This window comes from Deinococcus multiflagellatus (assembly GCF_020166415.1).
GTDB classification, from domain to species: Bacteria; Deinococcota; Deinococci; order Deinococcales; family Deinococcaceae; genus Deinococcus; species Deinococcus multiflagellatus.
Map to the genome: position 1 here is coordinate 335,778 of NZ_JAIQXV010000002.1, position 14,588 is coordinate 350,365.

Here is a 14,588-nt window from a genome sequence, read left to right on the forward strand (position 1 = left end):
AGCGCATCCTCAGCGCAGTCTTTCCATCAACGATCAACGGTCAACTATCAACGCTGGCCGGGAGGAACACGCATGAAAGTCACCGTCGACGGCCACGAACTCGACCTTCCGGCCGGCACCAGCGCCATTGACGCGGTCTTCGAGTCGGGCGGGGACGTGCCCTACTTCTGCGCGCATCCCTACCTCTCGCCCGTGGGGGCGTGCCGCATGTGCCTGGTGGAATCTGGCAGCCCGCGCAAAAACCCGGACGGCTCGTTCGTGATGGAAGGGGAGGGGGACGCGGCCAGGCCCAAGATTTTCTGGTTCCCCAAGCCCATGGCGTCGTGCACCATGCAGGCCACCGAGGGCATGCACATCCGCACCGCCAAGACCAGCGACGTGGTGGCCAAGGCGCAGGCCGGCATGATGGAATTCACGCTGCTGAACCATCCGCTGGACTGCCCCACCTGCGACAAGGGCGGCGCCTGCGAGTTGCAGGACCGCGCCTTTGAGTACGGTTATGGCGCCAGCCGCTACGGCTTTGATCGCCGCCACGCGGACAAGCACTACCCGCTGTCCGATTTCGTGATTCTGGACCAGGAGCGCTGCATTCACTGCAAGCGTTGCGTGCGCTACTTCGAGGAAGTGCCGGGCCAGGAGGTGCTGGACTTTATCGAGCGCGGCGGCCACACCTTCATTGACACCGAAGAGGGCGGGCTGCCGCTGGGCTTTCAGGGCAACATCACGGACATCTGCCCGGTGGGGGCGCTGCTGGACAACGTGGCGCGCTTCCGGGGCCGCAACTGGGAATACGACCACACACCCACCACCTGCACCCTGTGCCCGGTGGGCTGCTCCATCACCGCCGATGCCCGCAACGGCCGCCTGGAGCGCGTGGTGGCGCGCGAAAACCGCGAGGTGAATGAAGCCTGGATCTGCGACGCGGGCCGCTTTGGGCACCCGTTTGCCAGCGAGGAGCGGCTGACCACCCCCCTTATTCGCAATGAGGACGGCGAACTGGTGCCTGCCACCTGGGATCAGGCCATCACCGCGATCAACCGTGGGCTGGCCGGCTTGCCCCTGGCCGACCTGGGCCTGTTCGTGGGCGCCGATGCCACCCTGGAGGAAGGGGTGGCGCTGGAAGCCCTGGCCGACGCCCTGCAGGCCCGGCATGTGGACCACGGCCCCCGGCAGGCGGTGCACATTGCCCCCACCGCCACACTGACTGATGTGGCCCAGGCCGACTTTGTGGCCGTCCTGGGCGCCGATCTGGGCGAGGAAGCCCCGGTGCTGGAACTGCGCCTTCTGGAAATGCTGCGCGGCGGCGTGCTGCCGCCCGAGTTTGCCCACGGCACCGCCATTGCCGATCTGCGGCTGGTGGAGCGGCCCGCCCGCAAGACCGAGCGCCTGGCGGTCATTGGCGGGGAAAGCCGGCTGTGGACGCACGCGGGGCACCGCATCGCAGCCAGCGGCGCGGCGGCCCTGAGCGGGCTGGCCCAGCCGGGCACCCCCGCCCTGCGCGCCGTGCGCGAGGCCCTGGACAAGGCCGAGCGCCCCGTCCTGATTCTGGGCGCCGACGTGCTGAACGCGGCGGGGGGCTCCTTCGCCGCGGCGCTGGCTGATCTGGCCGGCCGGACCGGTGCCAAGGTGCTGGGCCTGCCCGCTGGCCCGAACAGCCTGGGCCTGGGTGCCCTGAACCTCGTGCCCCGCGCTGGCGGCCTGGGCGTGAATCGGCTGGCCGAGGTGCCCGCCGCGTTTATCAGCCGCCTGGACCCCGGTGTGCGGGCGCGCGGCTTCACGGTCGTGCACGACCTCCACCTGACCGCCACCGCGCAACTGGCCGATGTGGTGCTGCCCGCCGTGAGCAATTACGAGAAGCGCGGCACCACCGTCAACCTGGAAGGCCGCCTGCTGCCCCTGGCCTCGGCCGCCATTCAGGCCGGCGACTCGGCCGACCTGATCCGCACCCTCACTGCCCTGGCCGAGGCCCTGGGTGTGAAAGCCCCCGTGCGCGGCCTGCGCGGCGCCCAGACTCTGGCGCAGACCCGCCTGGGCGTGAACCTCGCGGAACTGCCGGCCCAGGGCCAGCTGCACACCTTCCCCCGCCCCTACACGGCCCCCACCCAGCCCCACACCCCGCGCCTGTGGACCGCGCGCATGGTCCGCCGCGATCAGGACTGGGTGGACCGCATTGCGGACCTGACCCAGGGCGGCTGGACGCTGCCCGTGTCGCCAGCTGGCCCTCAGCCGGGAGGGGATGACTGATGGGGGGCGGATGGTTGATGGTTGATGGCGGATGGCCGATGGCGCGAGGGGCAGGGGGGGCGCTTGGGTTGAGGTGGTCACACGCCCCCTCACCCCAGCCCTCTCCCACGAGGGGAGAGGGAGCAAAGACCGCGTCCCGCCTCCTGCGTACCGCATCCCATCCGGAGGCCCTCTAATGCCCGACTGGCTCGCCACCCTCCTCATTTCGCTCCTCAAGGCTGTGCTGGTCGTGCTGGGGCTGCTCACCACCTTCGCGTACATGACGCTGGTGGAGCGCCGCCTGCTGGGCCGCATGCAGCTGCGCCCCGGGCCCAACCGCGTGGGGCCGATGGGCCTGTTGCAGCCTGCCGCCGACGCGATTAAAAGCATCTTCAAGGAAGACCTGAACGTCACGCTGGCCGACAAGCTGGTGTACACCCTGGCGCCCATCGTGGCGATTGGCATGGCGCTGACCGCCTTTGGTGGTCTGCCCGCTGGCCCGGCGGGCAGCCTGTTTGGCGAGAACCCCTGGGTCTACAACCTGGACGCCGGCATTCTGGCCCTGCTGGCGCTGACCTCTATGGGCGTGTACGGCATCTTCCTGGGCGGCTGGGCCTCGGGCAGCAAGTACCCGATTCTGGGTGGCCTGCGTTCCAGCGCGCAGATGATTTCCTACGAGCTGGGCATGGGCCTGAGCATCCTGGGCCTGCTGATGCTGGTGGGCACCACCAGTTTCCACAGCATTGTCGGTTGGCAGGCCACGAACGGCTGGCTGATCCTCTTTCAGGCGCTGGGCTTCGCCCTGTTCCTGATCTCCTCGTTTGCCGAGACCAACCGCACGCCCTTTGACCTGCCCGAAGCCGAGCAGGAGATCGTGGCCGGCTACCTCACCGAATATTCCGCGATCAAGTGGGCGCTCTTTCAGATGGCGGAATACGTGAACATGATCACTGCCTCGGCTGTGATGGCCACGCTGTTTTTCGGCGGTTGGAAGGGCCCGCAGTTCCTGAACGGCCTGATTCCGGGCATCTCGGACTGGCCGCTGATCTGGCTGATCCTGAAGATCGCCTTCTTCCTCTTCCTGTTCATCTGGGTGCGCGCCACGCTGCCCCGGTTGCGCTACGACCAGCTGATGCGCTTTGGCTGGAAGCTGGTGCTGCCCCTGGCGCTGGCGAACACGATCATGACCGCCGCTGTGCTGGCCTTTTCTGGGCCATTTGGGCTCTGGAAACCCGGTAACCCCTGGGTGATGGGCCTGCTCAGTCTGGCCGCCCTGCTTGCGCTCCTGCTCATGAGTGACCGCGTGCGCACGCTGTGGAACCAGCCGACCGTGCGCCGTGAGGGCGAAGTGCGGCTGGGGGGTGGGGACTGATGGGGCAGATGGTTGATGGTCGATGGCTGATGGCGGATAGCCAAAAGTCGAGAAGTCGAGAAGTCGAGAAGTCGAGCCACTGCCTCCCGCATCCCGCCTCCCCCTCTTTTCCCACTCCCCACTTCCCACTTCCCACCCCCCCCTTGAAAGGAGCCCCCCATGGGCGTGCTTGAGATCGCCAAAGGCATGGGCGTCACGCTGAGCAAGCTGTTTCAGAAGCCCGTGACGGTCAGTTACCCCGAGCAGCGGGCCACGCTGCAGCCGCGTTTCCGGGGGCGGCATATCCTCACGCGGCACCCGGGCACCGGGCTGGAAAAGTGCATCGGCTGCTCGCTGTGCGCCGCCGCCTGCCCGGCCTACGCCATTTACGTGGAGGCCGCCGAGAACGACCCCGCCGCCCCCGTCAGCCCCGGCGAGCGCTACGCGAAGGTCTACGAGATCAACATGCTGCGCTGCATCTTCTGCGGCATGTGCGAGGAAGCCTGCCCCACGGGCGCCGTGGTGCTGGGCAACGAATTCGAGATGGCCGATTACCGCTACCGCGACTTTGTCTACGGCAAGGAAGACATGCTGGTCGGCGTCACCGGCAGCCTCCCCCAGCGCCGCGAAGCCGAGCGCAAGGGCAAACCCGTGCGCCTGGGCTTTCAGCTCGAAGGCGGCGTGCGTGAGGAACTGGAAGGGGTGAAGTACCAGTGAGGGGGGGAAGGTTGAAGGTTGATGGTCGATGGCCGATGGCGATGGGGGCAAGGTGGGCGCTTGGGCTGAGGTGGTCACACGCCCCCTCTGCTGCGCAGCTCTGCGAGCCACCCAAACCCTTTCTGCTCCGCAGAGAGGAAGTTTACACCGCCTCCCGCGTCCCGCACCCCGCCCCCCATCTTTTCCCACTCCCTACTTCCCACTCCCCACACCCCATGACCGGAGCCCACCCATGACCCTCGCCTTCATCCTTCTGGGCGCGCTGGCGATTGTGGGCGGGATCATCACCATTGCGGCAAAGAACGCCGTTCACGCGGCGCTGGGGCTGGTGGGCACGCTGCTGTGTGTGGCGGGGCTCTTTGCCACCCTGAACGCCTCGTTTCTGGCGGCCACGCAGGTGATCGTGTACGCGGGGGCCGTGATGGTGCTTTTTCTCTTCGTGATCATGCTGCTGAACGCCAACCAGCCGGTCACGGGGCGCGACCCGGTGCCGTTTGTGCGGGAACTGGCGGGGATTGGCGGCACGCTGCTGGCCGGCGCTTTTGTGGTGCTGGCCTTTACCTACAAAGACCCGCGCCCGTTGGCCGAGGGGGCGGCGGCCCTCAAAGGCGGCAGCGCGCTGGTGATGGGGGAGACGCTGCTCACGCGTTTCCTGCTGCCCTTTGAAGCGGTGAGCATTCTGCTGCTGGTGGCGATTGTGGGCGCCGTGGCCCTGGTGCAGCGCCCCGAAGCCCAGCCCGACGGCGTCCCGGATGAACTGGAAGAGCCCATCGGCGCCGCGCGGCCCGAACGGGAGATGGCCCCCCGAACGGGCGCCCAGCCCGCGCTGCAGGCCGGGCGCGAAAGTGAGGTGGGCGCGTAATGGTGTCAACGGGCTCGTATGTGGCGCTGTCGGGCATTCTGTTTGCCCTGGGCATGATTGGCGTGCTCACCCGGCGCACGGCGATCATGGTCTTTCTGTCGGTGGAACTCATGCTGAACGCCGCGAACCTCGCGCTGGTGGCGTTCGCGCGCTCGTGGGGCGACCCCACCGGGCAGACCGCCGTGTTCATCGTCATGACGCTGGCCGCCGCCGAGGTGGCGATTGGCCTGGCGATCATCGTCGCTATTTTCCGCAAGCGCGAGACCACCAACGTGGACGATCTCGCGGCCCTGAAAGGCTGAGTGGCTATGGAGAGTCTGCCTGCGCTGTACCTGCTTCCCCTGCTGCCGCTGCTCTCGTTTGCGCTGCTGATCACGCTGCCGCGCCTGTTTCCCGGCAAGATCGGCGGCTGGGTCGCCACGGGCGCGGTGGGGGCCGCCTTCGTCGTGGCCGTGCTGCGCTACCTGAACCAGGGGGCGGCCCCCGCCCACGAGGTGCTGTGGACGTGGCTGCCCAACATGGCCCTGAACGCCAACCTCTCGGTGGGCTTCTGGTACGATCAGCTTTCGGCCCTGATGGCGCTGATCATCACGGGCATCGGCTTCCTGATTCACCTGTACTCGATTTCCTACATGGGCCACGACCCCAAGTTCACGCGCTTTTTTGCCTTCCTGAACTTCTTCGTGGCCATGATGCTGATTCTGGTGCTGGCCGACTCCTACCCCCTCATGTTCGTGGGCTGGGAAGGCGTGGGCATGGCAAGTTACCTGCTGATCGGCTTCTGGTTTAACGGGCGCCACAGTGAGGCCTCGGATCAGGACGTGCGCGAGGCCAGCGACCGCGAGGGCGTGGCGAATTCCAACGCCGCGCGCAAGGCGTTCATCATGAACCGCATTGGCGATCTGGGCTTCATGCTGGGCATGTTCCTGCTGTTCAAGCTGTACGGCACCCTCTCCATCCCCGAACTGGCCGAGCGGGTGGACGGCGGCGCGCAGGTGGCGCAGGCGGGCATTGAACTGGCCTGCCTGTTCCTGCTGGTGGGCGCAGTGGGCAAGAGCGGTCAGCTGCCCCTGACCACCTGGCTGCCCGACGCGATGGCGGGCCCCACGCCAGTGTCGGCGCTGATTCACGCGGCCACCATGGTCACGGCGGGCGTGTATCTGGTGGCGCGCAGCCACTTCCTGTACGACCTCGCCCCGAACGCCAGCCTGTGGGTGGCCTGGGTGGGCGGCCTGACCGCCCTGTACGGCGCCCTGTCGGCCCTGAACCAGCACGACATCAAGAAGATTCTGGCGTTCTCCACGGTGTCGCAGCTGGGCTACATGTTCATGGCCGTGGGCCTGCACGCCTACTCGGCGGGCGTCTTCCACCTGCTCACCCACGCGTTTTTCAAGGCGCTGCTGTTCCTGGCGGCGGGCGCGGTTATTCACGCGCTGCACGATGAACAGGACGTGCGCCGCATGGGCGGGCTGCGCCGCAAGATGCCGTTTACGCACCTGGTGTCGGTGGCGGGGGTGCTGGCGATTGCCGGAATTCCTATCTGGAGCGGCTTCTTTTCCAAGGACGCCATTCTGGCCGCCGCCTACGAGGCCAACCCCGGCCTGTACGTGATTGGACTGGGCGTGGCGCTGCTCACCGCCTTTTACATGGGCCGCTGGTATTTCCTGGTCTGGGCCGGCACTTACCGGGGCCACGGCCACCCGCACGAGGCCGACCTGATCACCAAGGTGCCGCTGGGCATCCTGGCGGCGCTAGCGACCCTGGGCGGCCTGCTGAATATCCCCACCTTTCTGGGCGGCAAGCACGCCTTTGACGACTACCTGGGCCGCGCCATTCCGGTGCACGCCCACGAGATTCCCGTGAGCACCGAGTGGCTGCTGACCCTGCTGGCGGTGGGGGCCGGGGCGCTGGGGCTGCTGTGGGCCTACCTGGAACACCGCCGGGGCACCCTGGTGGACGGCCCGCTGGGCGAAGCCAGCACCCGCGCGCTGTACCTGGATACCGTGTACGACAACCTCGTGGGTGCCCCCAGCAAGGCGATTGCCGGCGCACTGGACACCGTGGACCGGGGCACCGACGGCGCGCTGGGCGCCGTGGCGCGCAATGCCAGCGGGCCGGGCGGGCTGTTCACCCTGTGGCAAAGCGGCTTCGTGCGCGCCTACGCGGTCAGCATGGTCCTGGGCACCGCGCTGATCATCGGCTACTGGGCCCTGAAAACGATTGGAAGTGGCGCATGACCTTCACCGACTGGCTGCCGACCCTCATGATCTTTCTGCCGCTTGTGGGCAGCCTGCTGCTGCTGGTGGTGCCGAAAACCTTCCGCGACGAGGTGGCGGGCTTCATCGCCGCGCTGACCCTGGGCGTGGGACTGGCGATCTGGCGCGGCGGCGGCTCGGAACTGTTCCGCTGGGACTGGATTCCGCCGCTGGGCATCACCTACTCGGTGCAGCTGTCGGGCGTCAGTCTGGCGCTGGCGCTGGTCACGGCGTTCATGTCCTTTATCGCCATTCTGTACGCCGCGCGGCGCATTCCCAACCCCGGGCCCATGCTCTCGCTGATTCTGGCGATGGAAACCGGCCTGATCGGCATCTTTGCCGCGCAGGACCTGCTGCTGTTCTACGTGTTCTTTGAAGACGCCCTGATTCCCGCCCTGCTGATGCTCGCCATGTACGGCAAGGCCGGGCGCATGCAGGCGCTGGTGAAGTTCGCCGCCTACACGCTGTTTGGCAGCCTGCTGATGCTGGTGAGCATCATCGGCGTGCGCTACCTGGGCGGCAGCCCCACCTTCGCCATGGTGGACCTGAAACAGCACCTCGTGACGGGCCCCGCGCAGACGTGGCTGTACCTGGGCTTTCTGGCGGCGATGGCGGTCAAACTTCCGCTGTGGCCCCTGCACGCGTGGCTGCCGGACTTTCACGAGCAGAACCACGATTCCGGCGTGCCGGACGTGATGGGCACCCTGTACAAGGTGGGCGGCTACGGCATTTTCACCTTCGCCATTCCCCTGTTCCCGGACGCCAGCCTGGAACTGCGCCCCATCCTGATGGGTCTGGCGGCCTTTACGGCCCTCTACGCCGCCTGGATCGCCTTCCGGCAGACCGACTGGAAACGCCTGCTGGCCTACGCGGGCCTGTCGCACATGGGCTTCGTGGCGCTGGGCGTGTTCTCGCTGAACGAAACGGCCGTGATTGGCGCCATGTACCTGCTGGCCTTCCAGAACCTGTACACGGGCGCGCTGTTTCTCTCGGTGGGCATGGTGCAGGAGCGGATCGGCAGCCTGGAAACGCGCGTGGGCGGCCTGATGACCCAGGCGGGCGCCCTGAGCGGCCTCACGATGGCCCTGTGGTTCGCGTCCATCGCCGTGCCGGGGCTGGCCGGGTTTGTCGGGGAATTCTCGATTCTGCTGGGCGCCTATCAGGTCTCGCCGTGGCTGACCTTTATCGCCGGGATCACCACCATTGCCGCCGCCGCCTACGCCCTCACCGCCTTTCAGACCACCTTCTGGCAGGCGCGCCCACGGGGGGCCGTGGCCGTGCGCGACCTTGTGCATACCGAGTGGCTGGTGCTGGGCCTGCCGCTGGCGGTCCTGATTCTCTTTGGGGTGTACTCCGCCCCGGCCCTGAACCTCATGCAACCGGCGGTGCGCACCGTGCTGGCCGCCCTGGGAGGCAACTGAGATGCTCACGCCCCCCGATGTCGCCTTTTTGCCGCTGCTGCCCATCCTGCTGGTGCTGGCCGGCGCTATTTCCAGCACCCTGCTGGGCTTCTGGGTCAGCCGGCGCACGCTGACGTTTATTAACCTGGGCGCCACGGTGTTTTCGGCCCTCAGCCTGGGCTGGCTGTGGAACCGGGGCCTGACCGCGTTCGGCGGCAGCCTGATCGCCGATAACGCCGCGCTGCTGCTGGCCTTTGTGGTGCTGGTGGGCACCCTGATGACCCTGCTGGTGTCGCTGGACACCGCGTGGCGCGCCCGGGTGTCGTTCCCCGAATTCGACGCCATGCTGATGTACGCCGTGACCGGCTGCCTGCTGATCGCCTTTTCCGGCGACCTGATCGTGATGCTCATTGGCCTGGAGATCATGAGCCTGTCGGGCTACGTGCTGGCGACCCTGCAGGGCTCGCGCCGCGCCGAGGAAGCGGGCCTGAAGTATTTCCTGCTGGGCGCCGCCGGCAGCGCCGTGCTGATCTACGGGCTGGCCTTTGTGTACGGGGCCACCGGCAGCCTGAACTACGCCGCCATTGCCGAGCGCGTGGGTTCGGTGCAGGGGCTGCAGCCCCAGAACGTGGGGATTCTGGTGGGCGGGGCGTTGCTGCTGCTGTGCGGCTTTGCCTTCAAGGTGGCGCTGGCGCCCTTTCACCAGTGGACGCCCGATGTGTACGGCGGCGCGCCCACCAGCGTCAGCCTGTTTCTCAGTACGGTGGTGAAGGTGGCGGCCTTTGCGGGGATGCTGCGCGTGTTTGCCGGCGCCCTGGCCGACGCCCCGGGCTGGCACTCGGTGATGCAGATCCTGATTGCCGCCACGCTGATCGTGGGGAATCTGGCCGCGCTGCGCCAGACCAACTTCAAGCGCCTGCTGGCCTACTCGGCGGTGGCGCACACGGGCTTTCTGGCGATGGCGCTGCTGGGCACGCCGCAGATGGGCGGCGCGGCCCTCAGCTACTACCTGCTGGTCTACACCCTGATGACGGCCGCCGCCCTGGCCGTGGTGGCCGCCCTGCAACGCAGCGAGGCCGGCTTCCAGATCAGCGATCTGCGCGGGCTGTACTACCGCCACCCGGGCTACGCGGTCTGCCTCGCCATCTGCCTCGCCTCGCTGGCGGGCCTGCCGCCCTTTGCGGGGTTCTTTGGCAAGTATCTGGTGTTCCAGGCCGCCTTCCAGAACGGCTACGTGTGGCTGAGCGTGCTGGCCGCCCTGACCAGTGTGGCCGCGCTGGTGTACTACCTGCGCCCGGCCATGCTGCTGTTCATGCCGGACCGCACCCCAGCGCGCGAATACGCCCACGGCCAGCGCCCGGCCACCACCCTGGCGGTGGCCCTGGGCGTGGCGGGCGTGACCGTGCTGGGCCTGCTGCCCAACCTGTGGTACGGCTGGGGCGCCTCGCCCTTTATCTGGACCCTGCTGGCTGGCCGGTAAGGGCCACAGATGCCAAGGACCGCCCCCGAACTGGGGGCGGTCCTTTGTGCTGGGTGGGTGAAGCGAGTCCGCGTCGGGGCTGCTGACGGGGTCTTCCTAGAGGGGTATCGGATGGGGCCTGAGGGCAACCCTCAATGGCTCTGGGGTTCGCTGTCATCCGGATGCCGGATCATCCGTGACAGCCACTCCGCTTCCCCCGTTCCTCCATCACGGATGAACCGGAATCCTTGTCAGTACTGACGGCCGAAAATCACGCGCTTGCCATACGCGCCCGGCTGGCCGCATTTCACGCAGGGGCCCTCGCCGTGCTCGTGGAAGAACTCGGCGTCGTCCAAGGGCACGTTACGGGTGGTGGCCTTGGTGTCGTCCTTGATGCTCTTTTCGCAGGCGGCGTCGGCGCAGTGGTAGGCGCGGACCCAGTGGCCGGTCTCGATGGCGTCTTTGAACTCGTCGTAGCTGTCGGCCACCAGGGTGCGGGTCAGGAGGAACTCGGTGGCGCGTCCGTACAGCCAGTCGTGAATCTCGTCCAGGCGGGCGGTCATGCCGCCCACGGCGTCGGCGCGCGCCAGGGTTTCCTTCTCGTCACGGTTGCGGTTTTTCACCACGACCACGCCCTGCTCCAGATCGCGCGGGCCCAGTTCAATGCGCACGGGCACGCCCTTCAGTTCCCAGTCGTTGTACTTGAAGCCGTTGGTCACGCCGTCGCGCTTGTCCACCTTCACCTTCAGGCCCAGGCCGCGCAGTTCGGCGGCCAGCTTCTCGCCTTCGTCCACCATCTGGTCGAAGTTGTCCTTGCGGCCCACGGGAATAATGACCACCTGAATGGGCGCAATGCGGGGCGGCATGATCAGGCCGAAGTCGTCGCCGTGCGTCATGATGATCGCGCCGATGATGCGGCTGGAAATCGCCCAGGAGGTCGTGTGGGCGTACTCTTCCTTTTGCTCGCGCGTCTGGAACTTCACGTCAAAGGCCTTACTGAAGTTCTGGCCCAGGTAGTGGCTGGTGCCGGACTGCAGCGCCTTGCCGTCGCGCATCATGCCCTCAATGGAGTAGGTGGCCACGGCCCCCGCAAAGCGCTCGGAGGCGGTTTTCTCACCGCGCACCACGGGCAGGGCCAGCACGTCGCGGCAGAACTCGTGGTACAGGTCCAGCATCTGCCGCACCTCGGCGCGGGCCTCGGGTTCGTTGGCGTGGGCGGTGTGGCCTTCGTGCCAGAAGAACTCACTGGTGCGCAGGAACGCCTTGGTGCGCAGCTCGGCGCGGAACACGCTGCCCCACTGGTAATGCAGGAAGGGCAGGTCGCGGTACGAGTTCAGCCAGCCGCTCCACATGTGCCCAATGATGGTTTCGCTGGTGGGGCGCATCACGTAGGGTTCGCTGAGTTCCTCGGTGCCGATCTTGCTGACCGTGAAGAGTTCCGGCGCAAAGCCCTCCACATGGTCGGCTTCCTTGGTGATAAAGCCCATGGGAATCAGGGTGGGGAAGACCAGCGATTCGTGCCCGGTGGCCTTGAAACGGTCGTCCAGCCAGCGCACGATGTTTTCCCACAGCGCGCTGCCGTAGGGACGCACCACCATCGCGCCCGCCACGGGGCTGTTGTCGGCCAGATCGGCCTTTTTCACGACCTCGTTGTACCAGTCGTTGAAGTCTGTGCTCTGGGGGGTGACGCCGTACTGCGCCGCCTTCTTGTCCTGTTTCCCGCCGTCTTTCGTCATCGCCCCCCATGATACCGGGCGCAGGGAGGGTCGGAATCGGCCAGAAGCGCGGGGCAGGGCAGGTCAGGTGACCGAGGTGGGTACAGGGGAGGGCCGGGCAGACTGGCGGGCATGAGCCCCCAGACGCTGTCCTTCTACCGGACCGCTCACCCGTTCTCGAATTTTCATCCCAGCGTGTTTGTCGAAGAGGGCGTGACCTCCCGCTGGGCCGAGCAATACCTGATGGCCCGTAAAGCCCGGCTGTTTGGCGATAAAGCCACGTTGGCCCAGATTCTCGCCGCCGCCACCCCCGCTGAGTGCAAGGCACTGGGCCGCCGGGTCACGCCCTACGACGAGGTCTGGGCGCGCGAACGGTTCGCCGTCGCTCTGGACATGCTGCGGCTGAAATTTGGTCAGAACGCCCGGCTACGGGCCGAGCTGCTGGCCACGGGAGGCGCTGAATTGGTGGAAGCCTCGCCCACGGACCGCATCTGGGGCATTGGCTTTTCAGAAACGCAGGCAGAGGGCGCGCGGCAGGCGTGGGGTCAGAACCTGCTGGGGCTGGCCCTGATGGCGGTGCGGGCGGAGCTGCAACCAGCCTGACCACCCGAACTTGGAAACAGTTCCAAATCCGGTTTATGCTGGGTGCTCATGGCCCCTTCCGACCCCCTGCGGCTGCTGGCCCCCGATTCGCTGCGCCGCGCCTTTGACGATGACCGCGACGCCGATACTTTTCTGCTGCGCCTGGAGCGCTACGGCCCCGAGCTGATCGAGAGCCTGGGCGCCGTGTACGGCGAGGCGGCCACAGAGGCCCTGCTGCCCGAGCTGCTGGAAGTGCTGCTGCACGCGTACCACACCCGCCCCGCCGACCTGAAACGGCTGGACGAGGCCCGGCTGCTGCGCCCCGACTGGCTGCAGCAACCCGAGATGATCGGGTACGTGGCCTATGCCGACCGCTTTGCGGGCACTTTAAAGGGCGTGCAGGCCCGCGTGCCCTATCTGGAAGGGCTGGGCGTGAAATACCTGCACCTGATGCCACTCCTGAAGCCCCGGGCCGGCGAGAACGACGGCGGCTACGCGGTGGCCGATTACCGCGCGGTGCGCGAAGACCTGGGCAGCATGGACGACCTCTCGGCCCTGGCGGCGGACCTGCGGAGGCGGGGGATCAGTCTGGTGCTGGACCTCGTGCTCAACCATGTGGCGCAGGAACACGAGTGGGCCCACAAGGCCCGTGCGGGCGACCCCATCCACCGCGACTACTTCCACCTCTTTCCCGACCGCACCGTCCCCGACGCCTACGAGCGCACCCTGCCCGAAATCTTCCCGGATTTCGCCCCCGGGAACTTCACCTGGAACGAGGAGGCGCGCAGCTGGGTGTGGACCACCTTTAATGCCTACCAGTGGGACCTGAACTGGGCCAACCCGGCGGTGCTGCGCGAATTCGTGGACATCATCCTGCACCTTGCCAACCGGGGGGTGGAGGTGTTTCGCCTGGACGCCATCGCCTTCCTGTGGAAGCGCCCCGGCACCGACTGCCAGAACCAGCCGGAGGTGCACCACCTGACCCGGGCCATGCGGGCCTGCGCGCGCATCGCCGCGCCCGCCGTGGCCTTCAAGGCCGAGGCGATTGTGGCGCCGGGGGACCTGATTCATTACCTGGGCACCGGCGGGCACCACGGCCGCGTGAGCGACATGGCCTACCACAACTCGCTGATGGTGCAGCTGTGGAGCAGCCTCGCCAGCCGCGACACCCGCCTCTTTGAAGCGGCCCTGCGCGCCTTTCCGCCCAAACCCACGAACACCACCTGGGGCATGTACGTGCGCTGCCACGACGACATTGGCTGGGCGATCAGCGACCTGGACGCGGCGCGCGTGGGCCTCTCGGGGCCCGCCCACCGCCATTTTCTGAGTGACTTTTACAGCGGCGAGTTTCCGGGCACCTTTGCGCGCGGGCTGGTCTTTCAGCACAACCCGCAAACCGGGGACCGCCGCATCAGCGGTTCGGCGGCCAGCCTCGCGGGCCTGGAAGCGGCGCTGGCGGCCGGTGATCCCCGGCAGATTGATCTGGCGGTGCGGCGCCTGCTGCTGCTGCACGCGGTCACCCTGGGCTTTGGCGGCGTGCCCCTGCTGTACATGGGCGACGAACTGGCGCTGCTGAACGACCATGATTTTGCCGCCACGCCCGAGCACGCCCCCGACAACCGCTGGGTGCACCGCCCCCGCATGGACTGGGCCCGCGCCGAAGCCGTGGCCGCCGACGCCAGCACCCCCCACGGCCGCGTGAACGCGGGCCTGCGCCGCCAGATTGCCGCGCGCCAGGGATTGGCGCACCTGCACGCCAGCATCGAAAGCCGCCCTGTGCCCAGCCCCGACCCCTGCGTGCTGCTGCTGCGCCGCGACCATCCGCTGGGCACCTTTGTGGGCGTGTACAACTTCAGCGAACACACCATTCACCTGCCGGCCAGCGCCCTGCGCGAGCATCTGGGTGAACACGCGCTGGACCATCTGGCGGGCAGCGCCTTTACCTTCGGGCACGCGCCCGTGGTGCTGGACCCCTACCGCGCCCTGTGGCTGACCCAGGCGCCATAGGCGTAGGCATGGACGGG

General features: G+C 67.4%; 11 protein-coding genes. 10 read left to right on the forward strand and 1 reads right to left on the reverse strand.

All coding sequences use genetic code 11. The features are described 5' to 3' along the window. Positions 1–72: 72 nt before the first annotated feature. The 8 genes from nuoG to K7W41_RS04650 all read left to right on the forward strand — a co-directional run bounded on the left by nuoG (position 73) and on the right by K7W41_RS04650 (position 10,288). Positions 73–2,244 (forward strand): NADH-quinone oxidoreductase subunit NuoG, encoded by a 2,172-nt coding sequence (gene nuoG / locus K7W41_RS04615; RefSeq protein ID WP_224605193.1) that lies wholly within the window; start codon positions 73–75, stop codon positions 2,242–2,244. A gap of 175 nt (positions 2,245–2,419) precedes the next feature. Beyond that, a complete protein-coding gene (gene nuoH / locus K7W41_RS04620; protein WP_224605194.1) occupies positions 2,420–3,595 on the forward strand; it encodes an NADH-quinone oxidoreductase subunit NuoH in 1,176 nt (391 codons plus the stop codon). A gap of 159 nt (positions 3,596–3,754) precedes the next feature. Then, on the forward strand, positions 3,755–4,291 hold the full coding sequence (gene nuoI / locus K7W41_RS04625) for an NADH-quinone oxidoreductase subunit NuoI (protein WP_221089619.1): 537 nt from the start codon (positions 3,755–3,757) through the stop codon (positions 4,289–4,291). Between the two features lie 232 nt (positions 4,292–4,523). Next, positions 4,524–5,153 (forward strand): NADH-quinone oxidoreductase subunit J family protein, encoded by a 630-nt coding sequence (locus K7W41_RS04630; protein ID WP_224605197.1) that lies wholly within the window; start codon positions 4,524–4,526, stop codon positions 5,151–5,153. After that, complete coding sequence (gene nuoK, locus K7W41_RS04635; RefSeq protein ID WP_224605199.1) at positions 5,153–5,455, forward strand: NADH-quinone oxidoreductase subunit NuoK; 303 nt, start codon at positions 5,153–5,155, stop codon at positions 5,453–5,455. The genes K7W41_RS04630 and nuoK overlap by 1 nt, the downstream gene beginning before the upstream one ends. Before the next feature lie 6 nt (positions 5,456–5,461). After that, complete coding sequence (gene nuoL / locus K7W41_RS04640) at positions 5,462–7,390, forward strand: NADH-quinone oxidoreductase subunit L (protein WP_396115074.1); 1,929 nt, start codon at positions 5,462–5,464, stop codon at positions 7,388–7,390. Then, positions 7,387–8,829, forward strand: coding sequence for an NADH-quinone oxidoreductase subunit M (locus tag K7W41_RS04645; protein ID WP_396115076.1), 1,443 nt, complete (start codon positions 7,387–7,389; stop codon positions 8,827–8,829). Before nuoL ends, K7W41_RS04645 begins: the two co-directional genes overlap by 4 nt. A 1-nt stretch (position 8,830) precedes the next feature. After that, a complete protein-coding gene (locus K7W41_RS04650) occupies positions 8,831–10,288 on the forward strand; it encodes an NADH-quinone oxidoreductase subunit N (protein ID WP_224605202.1) in 1,458 nt (485 codons plus the stop codon). Positions 10,289–10,518: 230 nt separating this feature from the next. On the opposite strand, the gene proS is transcribed toward K7W41_RS04650, so the two are convergent. Then, complete coding sequence (gene proS, locus K7W41_RS04655; protein WP_224605204.1) at positions 10,519–12,003, reverse strand: proline--tRNA ligase; 1,485 nt, start codon at positions 12,001–12,003, stop codon at positions 10,519–10,521. A gap of 111 nt (positions 12,004–12,114) precedes the next feature. On the opposite strand from proS, the gene K7W41_RS04660 reads away from it, so the two are divergent. Further along, positions 12,115–12,585: an NADAR family protein gene (locus K7W41_RS04660; RefSeq protein ID WP_224605206.1), complete on the forward strand. Its 471-nt coding sequence runs from the start codon at positions 12,115–12,117 to the stop codon at positions 12,583–12,585. A 48-nt stretch (positions 12,586–12,633) separates the two neighbouring features. Then, positions 12,634–14,571, forward strand: a complete 1,938-nt coding sequence (locus K7W41_RS04665) for an alpha-amylase family protein (RefSeq protein WP_224605207.1) — start codon at positions 12,634–12,636, stop codon at positions 14,569–14,571. Positions 14,572–14,588 lie beyond the last annotated feature (17 nt).